This window comes from Proteus sp. GOKU (assembly GCF_015475555.1).
GTDB lineage: Bacteria > Pseudomonadota > Gammaproteobacteria > Enterobacterales > Enterobacteriaceae > Proteus > Proteus mirabilis_B.
Genome location: NZ_CP034105.1, coordinates 1,708,902 through 1,724,883 on the forward strand (window position 1 = coordinate 1,708,902; position 15,982 = coordinate 1,724,883).

Genomic DNA, 15,982 nt, shown 5'->3' on the forward strand with positions numbered 1-15,982 from the left:
TTTTCTTAATAAGACGGATGCCGGTGAACAATAGTTTGTATATAATTGTTTTTTATTCATTCATTAATTAGGCTACATTTTTATGAGTCACTTCCTTCCTTTCTCTCGCCCTGCGATTGGCGATGAAGAAATCAAAGCCGTTGAGGATGTACTGCGTTCAGGTTGGATTACAACAGGCCCTCAAAATCATCAATTAGAGCAAGATTTTTGTGAAAAATTTGGTAGTAAACACGCTATCGCAATTTGCTCTGCCACTGCGGGTATGCATGTTGTTTTAATGGCGATGGGAATTGGCGCTGGTGATGAAGTTATCACACCATCACAAACTTGGGTTTCAACGATGAATATCATTACGCTACTTGGTGCAGAGCCTGTAATGATTGATGTTGACCGTGATACCTTGATGGTGAGTGCAGAAGATGTCAAAAAAGCGATTACACCTAGAACAAAAGCAATTATTCCGGTTCATTATGCCGGTGCGCCTTGCGATCTTGATGCCTTAAGAAAGGTTGCAGAAGAGGCGGGAATTCCTCTGATTGAAGATGCTGCACATGCTATTGGTACTCGCTATAAAAATGAATGGATTGGTGAAAAAGGAACCTCTATTTTCTCTTTCCACGCAATTAAGAACGTAACTTGTGCAGAGGGCGGATTGGTTGTTACTGATAATGACGAATTAGCTAATAGAGTACGTTGCTTAAAATTCCATGGTTTAGGGGTTGATGCCTTTGATAGACAAATTCAAGGTCGTAAGCCTCAAGCAGAAGTTGTTGAACCTGGCTACAAATACAACTTATCTGATATTCACGCAGCGATTGCTGTGGTGCAATTAGGGCGTTTAGATGAAATGAATGCTAAACGTGCTGAGTTAGTTGCACTGTATCGTGAAAAGCTTAAAGACTCACCATTAGAGATGTTGAGTGTCCCTGAATATTCACATTTACATACTAATCACTTGTTTATGGTGAGAGTCGATAAAAATGTGTGTGGTATCGATCGCGATGCCTTTATGGAAAAATTGAAGCAAAAAGATATTGGTACAGGACTTCATTTCCGAGCAGCACACACACAAAAATATTATCGTGAGCGCTATCCTGCTTTATCCCTTCCTCAATCAGAATGGAACTCTGCAACGTTATGCTCGCTGCCGCTGTTTCCTGATATGAGTAATGAAGATGTTATTCGTGTTGTAGATGCGATCAATGAAATTCTTTCGGAGCATATTTAAGTGTCAACATTTGATGAAATCAAGAAAGTATCGGTTGTAATCCCCGTTTATAACGAGGAAGAAAGCCTTCCTCAGCTTTTAGAGCGTACAATTAAGAGCTGTAAACAGTTAAAACAAGAGTATGAACTGATCCTTGTTGATGATGGTAGTAGTGACAATTCAGCTAAGATGTTAGAAGAAGCGGCTGCAATTGAAGAAAATCACGTTATTGCAATTATTTTAAACCGTAATTATGGTCAACACTCCGCAATTATGGCTGGTTTTAATCAGGCTGATGGTGATCTAGTGATCACACTGGATGCTGATTTACAAAATCCACCTGAAGAGATCCCAAGACTTGTCGCGACGGCTGAAGAAGGGTACGACGTTGTCGGAACTCGTCGTCGTAATCGTCAAGATTCATGGTTTCGTAAAACCGCTTCAAAAATGATCAACTCAATGATCACTAAAGCAACGGGTCGCTCTATGGGCGACTATGGTTGTATGCTTCGTGCTTATCGTCGCCACATTGTTGAAGCGATGTTACAGTGTCACGAAAGAAGTACGTTCATTCCCATTCTTGCGAACACATTCGCTCGTCGTACTATTGAAATCGATGTTGCTCACGCAGAGCGTGAATATGGCGATTCAAAATACAGCTTTTTAAAGCTTATTAATTTAATGTACGACCTATTAACTTGTCTTACCACAGCACCATTACGTTTATTAAGCATTGTCGGCAGTGTTATCGCTGTTTCTGGCTTTGTTTTAGCATTACTTCTTATCGTTTTGCGTATTATTTTCGGTGCAATGTGGGCCGCTGAAGGTGTATTCACACTTTTCGCAATCTTATTTATGTTTATCGGTGCGCAGTTCGTTGCAATGGGCTTATTAGGTGAATATATAGGCCGGATTTATAATGATGTAAGAGCGCGTCCTCGGTATTTTATCCAAAAAGTGGTTGGCGTTAATAAACCCAACGAAGATCAGGAAAAAGACTAATGAAAGCAATAGTATTTGCCTATCACGATATTGGCTGTGTTGGTTTAAAAGCACTTGAAAAAGCAGGTTATGATATTCAGGCTGTATTTACCCACACTGACGATCCTAATGAAAATCATTTCTTCTCATCTGTTGCTCGCGTGAGTGCAGAAATGGGATTGACAGTATTTGCACCTGAAAATGTCAATCACCCATTGTGGATTGAACGTATTCGTGAAATGAAACCTGATGTCATTTTTTCTTTCTATTATCGTCACATGTTAAGTGATGAGATCCTGAATTTGGCACCTAAAGGCGCATTTAATTTACACGGCTCTTTATTACCAAAATACCGTGGTCGCGCACCAATTAACTGGGCGATTGTGAATGGTGAAACAGAAACGGGTGTTACTCTGCATAAAATGACAGCGAAAGCTGATGCGGGTGATATCGTAGCTCAAGAAAAAGTTATTATTGCAGATAATGATACCTCTCTGATTTTACATGAAAAAGTAAGAGAAGCCGCTGATAAGTTACTTTCTAGCGCATTACCACATATTGCATCAGGTGATTATTCAACAACTGCACAAGATGAAAGCCAAGCAACTTATTTTGGCCGTCGTTGCGCTGATGATGGTTTAATCGATTGGAATGCAGATGCAAAAACAGTCCACAACTTAGTGCGTGCTGTTACAGAACCATACCCAGGTGCATTTACTTTCTTGGGTGAACGTAAAATGATTATCTGGCGTTCACGCGCTGTTGCTGATAATCAAGGAAAACGTCCGGGTACTGTTATTTCAACAGAGCCTTTAGTGATTGCGTGTGCGAAAGGTGCAATTGAAGTTGTTACTGGTCAAAGTGAAAATGGTCTTTATGTTCAAGGAAGTCGTTTAGCGGCTGAAATGGGTATTGTGACTGATGTTCTCGTTGGACCAAAAGCAACTGCACAAGTTAAACGTCGCAAACGTGTTCTGATTTTAGGTGTAAATGGCTTTATTGGTAACCATCTAACAGAACGTCTATTAAAAGATGATAACTATGATATCTATGGTATGGATATCGGTTCTTCTGCAATTGAACGCTTTATTGGAAATCCACGTTTCCACTTTATTGAAGGTGACGTGAGTATTCATACAGAATGGATTGAATACCACATTAAAAAATGTGACGTTATTCTGCCATTAGTTGCTATTGCAACACCAATTGAATATACCCGTAATCCATTACGCGTATTTGAATTAGACTTTGAAGAAAACTTAAAAATTGTACGTTATTGTGTTAAATATAATAAACGTATTATTTTCCCATCCACATCAGAAGTTTACGGTATGTGTGATGATAAGGAATTTGACGAAGATAATTCACGTCTGATTGTTGGTCCAATCAATAAACAACGTTGGATTTACTCTGTATCTAAACAGTTATTAGACCGAGTTATTTGGGCTTATGGTGCCAAAGAAGGTCTGAAATTTACGTTGTTCCGTCCATTTAACTGGATGGGCCCTCGTTTAGATAACTTAAATTCAGCACGTATCGGTAGCTCTCGTGCAATCACACAATTAATTCTGAACTTAGTTGAAGGTTCACCAATTAAATTGGTTGATGGTGGTGAGCAAAAACGTTGTTTCACTGATATCAATGACGGTATTGAAGCTTTATTCCGTATTATTGAAAACCGTGATAACAAATGTGATGGTCAAATTATTAATATCGGTAACCCAACTAACGAAGCAAGTATTCGCGAATTAGCAGAAATGCTGTTAGATTGCTTCGAAAAACATGAGTTACGTGGTCATTTCCCTCCATTTGCAGGCTTCAAGAAAATTGAAAGTAGCAGTTACTATGGTAAAGGCTACCAAGATGTTGAACACCGTAAGCCAAGCATTAAAAATGCAGAGCGTTTATTGGATTGGAAACCAAGTATTGAAACTCGCCAAACAGTAGAAGAAACATTAGATTTCTTCTTACGTGGTGCAGTTGAAGAATTAGGCACTAAATAGGAATAAATAATGAAGAAAGTTGGTTTGAGAGTTGATGTGGATACTTATCAAGGAACGAAACAAGGTATTCCACAACTGCTGGATGTATTTGCCAGACATAACATTCATGCCAGCTTCTTCTTTAGTGTTGGTCCAGATAATATGGGGCGCCATTTATGGCGTCTTTTAAAGCCAAAATTTTTATGGAAAATGCTGAGATCGAATGCGGCATCACTTTATGGCTTAGATATTTTATTAGCAGGAACAGCATGGCCGGGCAAAAAAATTGCTAAAAATTTAGGTTATTTGATGAAAGAAGCCCAAGATGCGGGACATGAAGTTGGCTTGCATTCATGGGATCATCAAGGTTGGCAGGCAAAAGTAGGGCGTTGGTCAACAGAAGAATTAATGCAACAAGTTCGTTTAGGTGTTGAAGCACTGGAAAAAGCACTTGAAAACCCTGTAAAATGTTCGGCAGTTGCTGGATGGCGAGCAGATGAACGCGTATTAACAGTTAAAGAAACTTTTCAATTCGATTACAATAGCGATTGTCGAGGAACGCATCCTTTTAGACCTATTTTAGAAAATGGTTCTATCGGTACGGTGCAAATTCCAGTAACATTACCAACTTATGATGAAGTGGTTGGTACAAAGGTAAAGGATGAAGATTTTAATCAATTTATTATTGATGAAATCAAAAAAGACAGTGGAATACCTGTTTATACTATCCACACCGAAGTTGAAGGAATGTCAAAAGCCGCTCAATTTGAGCAGTTACTGGCAATGATTGCAAATGAAGGCATCGAATTCTGTCCGTTAAGCGATTTATTACCACAAGATAAAGAAACGCTTCCGATGGGTAAAGTTGTTCGATCTGACTTTCCAGGTCGAGAAGGCTGGTTAGGGTGCCAACAAGAGGTCTAACGAAACTATGTTGAATAACCGGGCGAGTAAAATCGGGGCCATCCTCTTGGCTCTTTTTTTTGTTCTTACCTACTTATTTCCATTGAACAGCCGGTTATTATGGCAACCAGATGAAACCCGTTATGCGGAAATTAGCCGTGAAATGGTGGTGAGCGGGAACTGGATTGTTCCTCATATGCTCGATATTCGCTATTTTGAGAAGCCCGTAGCAGGTTATTGGATCAATAATGTTAGCCAATTAATTTTTGGTCACACTAACTTTGCTGTGCGTTTTGGCTCTGTTATTTCTATTCTCTTAAGCACATTACTTGTCTATTTATTGGCAAGAATGATGTGGCGTAACCGCCAAGTCGCTTTTGTTTCTAGTTTAATCTATTTGTCCATGTTCTTAGTGTTTAGCGTAGGCACTTACAGTGTATTAGATCCTATGTTGGCACTTTGGGTTACCGCGAGTATGGTTTGCTGTTTTTGGGCACTTAAAGCCACCACAGTCAAAACACGAATATTGGCGTGGATAACATTAGGGCTTGCCTGTGGTATGGCATTTATGACCAAAGGATTTTTAGCATTAGCTATTCCGGTCATTGTCATGATACCTATCACACTGTATCAAAAACAATTTACGCAAATGTTGCTCTATGGCTTATTTGCCGTATTTAGTGCAGCATTAATCAGTTTGCCATGGGCATTAGCTGTGGCAAAAGCAGAGCCTGATTATTGGCATTACTTTTTCTGGGTTGAACATATTCAGCGTTTTTCGGGTGAAGATGCTCAGCATAGTTCTCCATTTTGGTACTATATCCCCGTTGTTTTATTAGGTGTGATCCCTTGGCTTGGACTACTCCCAGGCGCATTAATGGGAGCTTGGAAGAAAAGACGTAAACGTCCGGAATTATTCTTCTTATTATGCTGGTTTGTCGTTCCGTTCTTATTTTTTAGTATTGCGAAAGGTAAGTTACCGACTTATATGTTGCCATTTATGGCACCACTAGCAATGTTAATGGCGAAATATGGCGTAGATTGTGCCCGCAAATTTAGAATGAAAGCGCTACGTATTAACGGTTATATTAATATCTTTATTGGTGTTGCTGTTGTTATCGCTATTTTAGTTATCCAACTAGTTTCTTCAAAACCTATTTATATGCCATATGAATGGTCTAAATGGGTATTAGCTATAGTGGCATTCTCATTATGGGGCATTATTGGTTATCTTTGCTCTACACTTAATGGAAAACACTGGTTATGGGCGGCGTCTTGTTCATTAGGCGTAAGCTTATGTATCGGCCAAGCAATACCGAATAGCAGCGTAGATAGCAAATTACCTCAAGAGTTTATTCGCCAAAATATAGAGACGTTAAACACAAGCAAATACATTGTGAGTAATAGTGTAGGTATTGGCGCGGGATTAGCGTGGGAATTACAACGTAGCGATATCTATCTTTATGAAAGAACTGGCGAATTAACTTATGGTGTTGAAGAGTATCCAGATTCTCAGCATAAATTAATTAAACCTGATAATTTTGCTCAGTGGTTAGAAGAAGCAAGAAAAGAAGGTCGTGTTTCAGTTATTATTACGTTTAAAGATCCTAAGAAATTAGCACAATTGCCAAGACCTGAAGAGCTGGTGACAAACCATCGAGTTGCTATTTTAACTTATGAGAAGCGTAATTAATGTCATTTGTCTTATTGCTAATCGTGAGTTTTTTGACCTGCATAGGACAGGTGTGTCAAAAACAAGCGGTGGTTAGTTGGCAAAGTGACTCATTAACAAAAGCCAGAAAAACAATTTTCTGGCTTTTTGTTGCCATTGCAATGCTTGGTTTGGGGATGCTTTTTTGGTTACGGTTATTACAAATTCTTCCGCTAAGTATTGCTTATCCTATGTTAAGCATCAATTTTATTGTGGTGACATTAATTGGTCAGTTTGTTTATAAAGAGCCTGTTAATGTGAAACATTGGATTGGTATCGCGTCAATTATGGTCGGCATTGTATTAATGAGTATGCAAGCATGAAAGGCTATTTATGGGCAATTGGAAGCGCGCTATTAGTGACAGCAGCTCAATTGTTGTTAAAGTTTGGCATGTCTGAACTACCGGAGCTACAGCTAGAAAAACAATGGTTTGATTTCACATGGTTATGGGCGAATATAACGCCACTTGCTATCGTGTTTGCTGGTCTTGTAGGCTATGTCCTTTCTATGGTTTGCTGGCTATTCACTTTGCGCACCATTCCTTTAAATAAAGCCTATCCCCTGATCAGTTTGAGCTATGTGTTTGTTTATATTCTTGCGGTGATGTTACCTTGGTTTCAAGAAACACCATCATGGACAAAAACAGCGGGTGTAGTATTTATCATGATTGGAGTGTGGCTGATAAGTCAAAAAACAAAAGAGACACAATCACACTAACTTAATGATTATAAAATTTATTTTCTGATCCTTGTTGTTAATTGTGCGATTTATTCTACTAATCATCACTCATTCATCTTCAATAACTTGTTTTTGCTTAAAAAAGCAGATAGATTTTAAAATCTATGGTAACAATAATGGTGGATATAATGAGAAAGTCTGTTTTCTATCCTTTCTTACTCTGTATTATTCTGCTGGCTGGGTGTTCATCTAGCCCGTCGAAGCGTATTCCACCAGCACCTCCCTTAAAGACACAACTTTCCGATCCTATCATGGTGATAGTGCAATTGAAGTCGCAACTTGAGCAATGGTATGGTACGCCATATAGCTATGGTGGAATGACACCTTCTGGCATTGATTGCTCAGGTTTTGTGTATAAAACCTACAGTGATCGTTTTGATATAAAACTTCCACGAATGACCATTGATCAAACCAAATATGGTACACAAATTAGTAAAAGTGATTTAATGCCGGGTGATTTGGTTTTCTTCAAAACTGGCGGTGGTGAGAATGGGCTTCATGTCGGTATTTATGATACTGATAATACATTTATCCACGCATCAACTAGCAAAGGGGTCACTCGTTCATCCCTTGATAATGTCTATTGGAAAAAAACATTCTGGCAAGCTCGCCGATTGTAGTTTCGTGCCATTTAACAGCCTAATATATTGAGAGTTATGCTATCTTATACCTTATTTTCTTCATATAGGTATTCCTTATGTCAGGCAAATTGCGTCTGTTAATTTCCGAGTCTTATGATCCTTGGTTTAACCTTGCTGTTGAAGAGTGTATTTTTAGACAAATGCCCGCTGATCAACGTGTGCTTTTCCTTTGGCGTAACGATAATACGGTGGTTATTGGTCGAGCACAAAATCCGTGGAAAGAGTGTAATACTCGTAAAATGGATGAAGATGGTGTGAAATTAGCCCGTCGCTCAAGTGGTGGTGGTGCAGTTTTTCATGATCTTGGTAATACCTGTTTTACCTTTATGGCGGGAAAGCCAGAGTATAATAAAACGATATCAACACAAATTATTCTTGATGGATTATTAAAGGCAGGCATTAACGCTACGGCGTCAGGGCGTAATGATTTAGTGGTTCCTCAAGATGATGGTGAAAGAAAGGTTTCAGGTTCAGCCTATAAAGAGACTAAAGATCGCGGTTTTCATCATGGCACATTATTAATAAATGCTAACTTATCTAGATTAGCTAATTATCTCAATCCAGATCCGAAAAAACTTCAAGCTAAAGGGATCACTTCTGTACGCTCCCGAGTAGCTAATTTAGTCGAGCTCAAACCGGATATTACCCACGAAAAACTCTGTGAAACTATCACTGAAAGCTTTTTTGATTACTATGGTGAGCGAGTAGAAGCGGAGATTATATCACCACAAAAATTACCTGATTTACCCGGTTTTGAAGAAACGTTCGCGAAGCAAAGTAGTTGGGAATGGAATTTCGGGCAAGCTCCTGCATTTTCACATCTTTTAGATAACCGTTTTAAATGGGGTGGTGTTGAGCTGCATTTTGATATTGAGCGTGGCAATGTTATTAGAAGCCAAATATATACAGACAGTTTAGATCCTGCACCATTAGAAGCATTATCCGAGATGTTGGTAGGGCAGCGTTATACACCTGAGTCTTTAAAAGGGCTTATTGAGCAACTTATTGTGCTTTATCCTAATAATAAAATAGAGCTTAATGAGCTTCAAGAATGGCTTGTGACAGCGATAGCGTAATTTATTATCAATGTTAGAAAATAATCGAAAACAAAAACCAGCTAAAAGAGCTGGTTTTTTTCATGAAGAATAATGTGATGTGAAATTGATTAGTGATTTTCACATGACATAAAGCAATGAGTGTCTGGCATTTTGCCATTTTCTCTAAATTTAGCGGGTGTAGTATTGAAATGCTTTTTAAAGATACGTGTAAATGTTGCTTGAGAGCTAAAGCCATACATTAAAGCGATATCTAAAATAGACATATCTTTTTCTTGTAATGATTTAGCTGCTTCTAATAAGCGACGTTTACGAACATATTCGCCTAATGTACAACCTTTAAAATCTTTAAAAATGCGTTGCAAGTGCCACTTCGAGTAGCCGCTTTTATTTGCAATCGTATCGATTTTTATACCTTCGTTACGTTGTAACTGGGTTTCTAACCATTTCAGAATATCATTAACGACATTTTCAGCCATAAAACCTCCCACAAAAATGGTGGGGACACAGTGCCCAAGTAAATAGAATAGTAACGTATGTTATTTATAATCTATTTTAAGCATGGGGAAAATAACAGGTAGGCAAAAAGTGCTTTTCGTGATTGATAATCATTATCACAACGATAGGTGAGGCTTATATAGCTCAAGTAAGGTTCAGTTTTATGAATCTTTATAATTAAAAATGTTATTTTGTATGATTTTTACTTTGTTGAATTTATTGATTTATTTTTTCAATCTAATAGCTCTGTTATACCTTTTATTTTTAGCTTTGTTATGTTTTTTTGTGCGAAATACAAGCTAATCATTGATTAAGGTGTATTTTAAAGTCAATTTATTTGACTAAATGTTGAAAAAGTAAAATAAGATTTATTAATCAATTGGCATAGTATTACCTACACTATTTTATTTTCAATTGATCAGTTTATTGAGAATAATTAACTCAGTCACCACTTAGTAAATAAAGTTAAGAGGTGACTGAGTAACAATAACCGTGGCTAATATTCTTTTAAGGACGTAGAAAAACTTGAGGATATAAATGTTCTGGATGAGTATTAACACTCACATCTGCGCCATACCATTTTTGAATATTCTCTGTTGTTAGCACACTGTGTGGTGTACCTTCACAAACTAACTTTCCTTGATGTAGTAATAAAATTCTATCAGCATAAAGAGACGCCAAATTAAGATCATGCAAAACACAACACACCATAAGATTTTGTGTTTTTGCTAATTGCTTTAATAAACGTAAGCTATGTTGCTGGTGGTAAAGATCAAGTGCGGAGGTTGGCTCATCAAGGAATAAGACAGCTTCTTGTGGCATAGGGTGCCATAATTGCGCTAGAACTCTAGCAAGCTGTACTCGCTGTTGCTCACCGCCCGATAATTGGCGATAGTCTCTATCCTTAAATTTTAAACAGTCCGTTTGAAGCAGTGCAGTCTCAATCGCAATTTTCTTATGTTGCTGTCCATGGGGAGTTCTTCCCATAGCAACCACTTCTTCTACTGAAAATGAAAATGAAAGCTGACTGTTTTGTCGCATAACGGCGCGGTTTTGTGCTAATTGTTGGCTATTCCATTGTGAATAGGTTTTTTGTTTAAAATAACACTGACCTTGCGTTGGTGTTGTATAGCCTGTTAATAAGCGCAATAGTGATGATTTTCCTGCACCATTAGGACCAATAATGGTAACCAATTCCCCTGCATTAAGTGAAAGTGACACATCATCAATAATGGTCTTGTTACCAATTTGGTAAGTTAAATTATTTCCATAGAGCAATGGCGTATTTTGTTTTTCAATCATGACATTCTTCCTGCGGGTTGTCGTAAGATCAGCCAAAGGAAATAAGGGCCACCAATTAATCCAGTAATAAGCCCCACAGGGATTTCAGCTGGAGATACCAGCGTTCGTGATAATGTGTCAGCAGCGAGTAACAGTGTTGCACCACCTAAAATGGTGGCAGGTAATAGCCATACATGATTACTACCAATACGCATACGAATAAGGTGTGGAACGACAAGCCCAATAAATCCAATAACACCACTCAGTGCAACAGCACAACCAATTAAGATGGCGCTAAGAAGTAACAAAATAAACTTAGTTCTTCTTACATTTAGTCCTAAGTAATGCGCTTCTTCATCACCAAGTTGTAATAGATTTAATTTATGGCTTTGCCAACATGCCAAAATACTGACGGGAATGATCACAAGGGTAGCAATAGATAAGGTTTTCCAGTCAATCTGGCTTAATGAACCCATCATCCAAAGAGAAAATTGACGTAATTGTTGGTCAGTGCTGATGTAACTTAATACACCAATAAAGGACATACAAAGTGCATTGATAGCGATACCAGCAAGCAATAACCGCGCTAAATTACCATCACTCAATTGATGTAATGAGAAAATAATCATAGCCACAATTAAACCGCCAACAAAGGCGGCGACAATATGGCTGTAGAATGCAAAAGCTGGTGAAAAAGAGAAAGGTAGAATAATAACGATAGCAACCATTAGTGCTGCACCGCTACTAATACCCAATAAACCGGGATCAGCTAACGAATTTCTAAATAATCCCTGCATTATCGCGCCGGATATTGCTAAAGCACCTCCAACAAGAATGGCTAATAATACGCGAGGTAAACGGATATCTAGCCAAATTTGCCATTCCATATCATCAAAAGAGCTATTCCATAATGTATGAAACGAAAGGGCTAATGCTCCGCTATTCACAGAAATTAATGTAACAGTGGTGAGTAAAAAGAGTAAAACTAAAATACTCATCCACGGTGAACGAAAACGAGACATTATTGCTCCAACGCTTGACGAATTTGATGCATGACTTCTGGTGTTGAAAGGGTAAAGCCTAATAAACCCATGTCATCAACAACAACATAATGCTTATTTTTACCCGCAGGTGTGTATTTTATGCCGGGTAATTCCCATAGTTTTTCAATGCCGCCAATGCCTTTAATGCCTTCTTTGGTTACAAGCAAAATATCCGGTTGGCTTGCTATAACACCTTCTTGAGAAAGTGGGCGATAGCTTGTAAATCCTTGCATGGCATTTTTACCACCAACCAGTGAAATAATGGTATCTGCGGCAGTATCTTGACCAGCTGCCATTGGAATCACACCACCATGACTCATGATATAAATGACTTTCTTATCTATAGGAGAGGTTGAAATTTGCTTGATAGAGAGAGCGAGTTTCTCTTTTAGTTGATTGCCTTCTTGTTCTTTATTTAACACAGTCGCAATGGTGTCTATTTTTTCATTAATGGCTTCTAATGAATGTGTACCTGTAATGGTTTTTACAGCGACTCCAGCCTCTTTAATACGGCGTAATGCCAAAGAAGGGCGAGCTAATTCGCTAGTAATGATCAATGTTGGTTTGACAGATAAGATCCCTTCAGGGTTTAGCATGCGCATATAACCTACATCAGGAAGTGTTTTCACTTGTTCAGGAACTAAGCTGGTACTGTCTCTTGCAATAATCTGCTCACCTGCACCTAATGCGAAAACAATTTCTGTAATATCACCACCAATAGTAACGATGCGTTCATTGGCTGAAGTGATGAAAGACATTACGCTACACAGGATCAAAAGAAGCCATTTTTTCATTAAATCATTCTCCGATTAGGCGATTTTAGTGAGAGTATTCACTTGTTCACGCCATTGTAGTTGCTCGGCAGTACCTTCAGTACGTTGTCCATAGAGTTGAGCAATTTGCTGCCCCTTGCTATCAAAGATCTCAAGGCTAGTAACAAACCCATCTTGAGTTGGTTTGCGTGTTACCCAACTTTCTGCAATTTCACTTTCAATTAAATGAAGTGTAAAAGCAGGATTGAAAACGTTGATCCAAACTTGCTCGCTATTTTCAAATTGATGAGGAACTAGGCGGTCAATTTGGCCTGTGAAAATTTGTACACAGCCACGGCTACCGACAAATATCATGATCTCGTTTTGTGCTTCTTTTGCGAGTTCTAACAAGGTTTTCAGTGCGTTATTATCGACTTGATAAGCAAGATCGTCAGGAACAGCTTTGAATGCTTGTTGACGACTTAAGTTATTTTCTTTTAGTAATTTGAAGAATTGGTGAACATCAGTCATTGAACGCCATTGTTGTTCAAGTTGTTTCGCTAATTCATTACTAACAGGTGTGTTTGAGTAGGGTTCAACAGGTGTGATATCGAGAATTGGGTTTTCTTCCAATAAGAATGATTGAATAAGTGCATCCCATTCATCCATATTCGTGTTATCTGTCGCATAGACTTTATGTAATGCATCACCATGCATATCAAAGAATTGAATGCTATAACGCGTCCCTTTTGATGTCTCTTCGGTAAGTGCAAAAATGCTTGACCAATAGGCAAAGAAAAAACGTAAATCCATTGCACGCGGATTTAAAATTAAACCAGCGTGATCGCTAAAACGGGCATTTGTGTATTCACCAAGATGTTCATGAACAGCAATATCATTACGAGTAATTGCTTTGACTTCACCTACTTTACTTAATGTTTTTAATAATTCTTGTACATCATTGCGTAGGCGTTTTGCATCATGTCCTACACGAGCGTGAGTGAGTTCAGCTTCACTGACATTTAAGTAAGAAGCGAGATCACGCGCATATGGCGCTTTTTTGTCCGTTTTAGCTTGCAGGTAGCTCTCATAAAGAGGTTTATTCACAGAAACTCCTATTATATCGTTGATTTTATTGTTAATTACCATTGATAGCTCACAAGTACTTTTGCATTTCGGCCTTCTTGAGGAATACCTGCAGAAGAATAATAAGTTTTATCAAATGCGTTACTCAGTACAAATGAGGTTGTTAGCCCCTTAAGTGAGGCATCACCTTCATAACGAAGGTAAAAATCGTTAACGCCATAACCCGCTTGTTGGCGATTAGTTGGACGATTAAAACGGTCATGGTTGGTGAAGTCCGTTTTTTTGGTGAATTGACCAACCCAACCCACAGAAAAATCAGTACTTGGTACAGGAACATCAAAGCGGCTGGTTAATGTATCTGGCTCAATTGAGGTAATTGAGGCATTAGTCGCATTATCTTTTCCTTTGGTATGGTTGTAGGCTAAATCCCAATTAAAGAATTTTGATTGGTAACTCATAGATACATCCCATCCCCAAATAGTTGCTCTTGAAATATTTGTTGATTGTGTATATCCCTGAAAAATAGCGACATCTGCATCAATATAATCTTTTGCGCGAGTATTGAAATGGGCAGCTTTAATTTTCAGATTATCATTATTAGATAATAAGTCGTCGAATTGAAAACCGAATCCGTATTCAGTTGTTGAATTGGTTTCGGGCTTTAAATTAGGATTTGGGCGCCAATAGTTTGTTGGCGCACCAGGGAAAGGTGCATCAAAATGTTTTGCATCGTTATACATCTCACCTAAAGTTGGTGCTCTAAACGCCTGTGAGTAAGAGGTATAAAGCATCGACCAATCAGTTGGTGTGATACTGATTGCTCCTTTTGATGACCATTTATCCGCAGTAATATCATCATAACGATCGTTTTGGCTTTTATATTTGTCAAAACGCGTTCCTAAAATTAAGGAGACAGGTAAATCACGTAAAGTGACTTCATCTTGTACCCACCCTGACATAAAGCGGATATCAGCTTGTGGGAAGCTTTCAGCATTTTGGCTTGGTGACTGTTTTTGTTTATAAACCTCGCCACCATAAGTTAATCCATGTGATGCAAAGCTGTATGTTCCTACTTGTGAGCGGTTTTCGAGTTTTACGCCATAGGTTTTTTGTTCTCGACCTTCAAATCCTTTTTGTATCGTTTTGGCATTGATATCAACTTCACTGTAATAAGCCTGTGTTTTCAAATTAATCCATTGTGAATCTGAAGGATCAAATTGATAGGTTAACTGAACATCTTTTTGTGTTGTGGTGCGATCAGTTTCTACATTTGCAAGTGTAGGATTTGAGGGAACTTGGGGATTTTTGGGTTGATTTGTATTGTTATGATAATAGCGGAATTGTCCACTTAACGTGTTGCTATCATCAATTAACCAGCGCCCTTTAGAAAGAAGATTAATAATGGTTTCGTCATTTTGAGCACGATAACCGCCACCATAACGAGTATCGCCTTTATCGCGTGCTGATAATGCAACAAGTCCATCAAGGTTATCGTGTTTGCCAAAAGCAGTAACACCTAAACCTTGGCTATGTTGAGCGGTATTACCAAGACCAGTAACACGTACGCCACCTTGTTGGTTTTTTGAAAGCAAATCACTTACATCAACAGTATCGTAAGCGATAACACCGCCAAGAGCTCCACTACCATATAAAAGAGCAGAAGGGCCACGAATAACTTCAACTTGTTTTATAAGTAAAGGATCGACAAAAATACTGTCGATATGACCGGTGTCTGTTCCTTGGCGCACGCCATCTACAAGTGTCAGTATTCCATTTTTACTGTATCCACGCATACTGATGGTTTCACCATTAGTACGACCTGCACCTGAAATAGAAATTCCGGGTACATGACGAAGTAATTCAGAAGCACTTCCTGCGGTTTCTGACAACGCATTGTTATTTTTTATAACCGTTGACATCATGGGTAATGTAAAGCTGTCGCGTTCATTACCTGTCGCATAAACAGTAAGTACCTCTGATTTTCTTCCCTCATTAGTTTGTGTTTTTTCTTGTGCAGACACACAAGCAGAAGAGACAGCAACAGCTAGCAAACTAAATTTTATCAATAAAGATGACTGAGACATGCAGATGGATCTCCGTTAT

The 15,982-nt window shown here is 38.5% G+C and carries 15 protein-coding genes; 9 read left to right on the top strand and 6 right to left on the bottom strand.

The annotated features are described in order from the left end of the window. The first annotated feature begins 82 nt into the window (after nt 1-82). From arnB to EHE21_RS07990, 9 genes are all read left to right on the top strand, one after another. Nucleotides 83-1,228, top strand: coding sequence for a UDP-4-amino-4-deoxy-L-arabinose aminotransferase (gene arnB / locus EHE21_RS07950; RefSeq protein ID WP_194952355.1), 1,146 nt, complete (start codon nt 83-85; stop codon nt 1,226-1,228). Beyond that, nucleotides 1,229-2,209, top strand: coding sequence for an undecaprenyl-phosphate 4-deoxy-4-formamido-L-arabinose transferase (arnC, locus tag EHE21_RS07955; protein WP_194952356.1), 981 nt, complete (start codon nt 1,229-1,231; stop codon nt 2,207-2,209). Beyond that, on the top strand, nt 2,209-4,191 hold the full coding sequence (arnA, locus tag EHE21_RS07960) for a bifunctional UDP-4-amino-4-deoxy-L-arabinose formyltransferase/UDP-glucuronic acid oxidase ArnA (protein ID WP_088495781.1): 1,983 nt from the start codon (nt 2,209-2,211) through the stop codon (nt 4,189-4,191). Before arnC ends, arnA begins: the two co-directional genes overlap by 1 nt. 9 nt (nt 4,192-4,200) lie before the next feature. Continuing rightward, nucleotides 4,201-5,094, top strand: coding sequence for a 4-deoxy-4-formamido-L-arabinose-phosphoundecaprenol deformylase (arnD, locus tag EHE21_RS07965; protein WP_088495780.1), 894 nt, complete (start codon nt 4,201-4,203; stop codon nt 5,092-5,094). Nucleotides 5,095-5,101: 7 nt separating this feature from the next. Beyond that, entirely contained in the window at nt 5,102-6,766 is a 1,665-nt protein-coding gene (gene arnT / locus EHE21_RS07970) for a lipid IV(A) 4-amino-4-deoxy-L-arabinosyltransferase (RefSeq protein ID WP_194952357.1), read from the top strand. Further along, the gene (arnE, locus tag EHE21_RS07975) at nt 6,766-7,107 is read left to right on the top strand and encodes a 4-amino-4-deoxy-L-arabinose-phosphoundecaprenol flippase subunit ArnE (protein WP_088495778.1); all 342 of its coding nucleotides are present in this window, start codon (nt 6,766-6,768) and stop codon (nt 7,105-7,107) included. The genes arnT and arnE overlap by 1 nt, the downstream gene beginning before the upstream one ends. Then, nucleotides 7,104-7,502 carry a 4-amino-4-deoxy-L-arabinose-phosphoundecaprenol flippase subunit ArnF gene (gene arnF / locus EHE21_RS07980; protein ID WP_194952358.1) on the top strand — a complete coding sequence of 133 codons (399 nt, stop codon included), beginning with the start codon at nt 7,104-7,106 and terminating at the stop codon, nt 7,500-7,502. The genes arnE and arnF overlap by 4 nt, the downstream gene beginning before the upstream one ends. Nucleotides 7,503-7,651: 149 nt before the next feature. After that, nucleotides 7,652-8,143 (top strand): C40 family peptidase, encoded by a 492-nt coding sequence (locus EHE21_RS07985; RefSeq protein ID WP_036937364.1) that lies wholly within the window; start codon nt 7,652-7,654, stop codon nt 8,141-8,143. A gap of 77 nt (nt 8,144-8,220) precedes the next feature. Then, nucleotides 8,221-9,240 (top strand): lipoate--protein ligase A, encoded by a 1,020-nt coding sequence (locus EHE21_RS07990; protein ID WP_194952359.1) that lies wholly within the window; start codon nt 8,221-8,223, stop codon nt 9,238-9,240. Nucleotides 9,241-9,329: 89 nt separating this feature from the next. Here the strand turns inward: EHE21_RS07990 and EHE21_RS07995 are convergent, their stop codons facing one another. From EHE21_RS07995 to EHE21_RS08020, 6 genes are all read right to left on the bottom strand, one after another. After that, a complete protein-coding gene (locus tag EHE21_RS07995; RefSeq protein WP_069369334.1) occupies nt 9,330-9,698 on the bottom strand; it encodes a helix-turn-helix domain-containing protein in 369 nt (122 codons plus the stop codon). A gap of 526 nt (nt 9,699-10,224) precedes the next feature. After that, nucleotides 10,225-11,019, bottom strand: coding sequence for a heme ABC transporter ATP-binding protein (locus tag EHE21_RS08000; RefSeq protein WP_194952360.1), 795 nt, complete (start codon nt 11,017-11,019; stop codon nt 10,225-10,227). Continuing rightward, the gene (locus EHE21_RS08005; RefSeq protein ID WP_098943120.1) at nt 11,016-12,020 is read right to left on the bottom strand and encodes a FecCD family ABC transporter permease; all 1,005 of its coding nucleotides are present in this window, start codon (nt 12,018-12,020) and stop codon (nt 11,016-11,018) included. The genes EHE21_RS08000 and EHE21_RS08005 overlap by 4 nt, the downstream gene beginning before the upstream one ends. Beyond that, nucleotides 12,020-12,835, bottom strand: a complete 816-nt coding sequence (locus tag EHE21_RS08010; RefSeq protein WP_088495773.1) for a heme/hemin ABC transporter substrate-binding protein — start codon at nt 12,833-12,835, stop codon at nt 12,020-12,022. The genes EHE21_RS08005 and EHE21_RS08010 overlap by 1 nt, the downstream gene beginning before the upstream one ends. Before the next feature lie 15 nt (nt 12,836-12,850). Continuing rightward, complete coding sequence (locus EHE21_RS08015) at nt 12,851-13,900, bottom strand: hemin-degrading factor (RefSeq protein WP_194952361.1); 1,050 nt, start codon at nt 13,898-13,900, stop codon at nt 12,851-12,853. 35 nt (nt 13,901-13,935) lie between these two features. Further along, entirely contained in the window at nt 13,936-15,963 is a 2,028-nt protein-coding gene (locus tag EHE21_RS08020; protein ID WP_194952362.1) for a TonB-dependent hemoglobin/transferrin/lactoferrin family receptor, read from the bottom strand. Between the last annotated feature and the right edge of the window lie 19 nt (nt 15,964-15,982).

Coding starts and splice junctions, on each gene's coding strand:
- EHE21_RS08020 (WP_194952362.1), bottom strand. CDS start 15,963: ATGTCTCAGTCATCTTTATTGATAAAATTTAGTTTGCTAGCTGTTGCT.
- EHE21_RS08005 (WP_098943120.1), bottom strand. CDS start 12,020: ATGTCTCGTTTTCGTTCACCGTGGATGAGTATTTTAGTTTTACTCTTT.
- arnT (WP_194952357.1), top strand. CDS start 5,102: ATGTTGAATAACCGGGCGAGTAAAATCGGGGCCATCCTCTTGGCTCTT.
- EHE21_RS08000 (WP_194952360.1), bottom strand. CDS start 11,019: ATGATTGAAAAACAAAATACGCCATTGCTCTATGGAAATAATTTAACT.
- EHE21_RS07985 (WP_036937364.1), top strand. CDS start 7,652: ATGAGAAAGTCTGTTTTCTATCCTTTCTTACTCTGTATTATTCTGCTG.
- EHE21_RS07990 (WP_194952359.1), top strand. CDS start 8,221: ATGTCAGGCAAATTGCGTCTGTTAATTTCCGAGTCTTATGATCCTTGG.
- arnD (WP_088495780.1), top strand. CDS start 4,201: ATGAAGAAAGTTGGTTTGAGAGTTGATGTGGATACTTATCAAGGAACG.
- arnA (WP_088495781.1), top strand. CDS start 2,209: ATGAAAGCAATAGTATTTGCCTATCACGATATTGGCTGTGTTGGTTTA.
- arnE (WP_088495778.1), top strand. CDS start 6,766: ATGTCATTTGTCTTATTGCTAATCGTGAGTTTTTTGACCTGCATAGGA.
- arnF (WP_194952358.1), top strand. CDS start 7,104: ATGAAAGGCTATTTATGGGCAATTGGAAGCGCGCTATTAGTGACAGCA.
- EHE21_RS07995 (WP_069369334.1), bottom strand. CDS start 9,698: ATGGCTGAAAATGTCGTTAATGATATTCTGAAATGGTTAGAAACCCAG.
- arnB (WP_194952355.1), top strand. CDS start 83: ATGAGTCACTTCCTTCCTTTCTCTCGCCCTGCGATTGGCGATGAAGAA.
- EHE21_RS08010 (WP_088495773.1), bottom strand. CDS start 12,835: ATGAAAAAATGGCTTCTTTTGATCCTGTGTAGCGTAATGTCTTTCATC.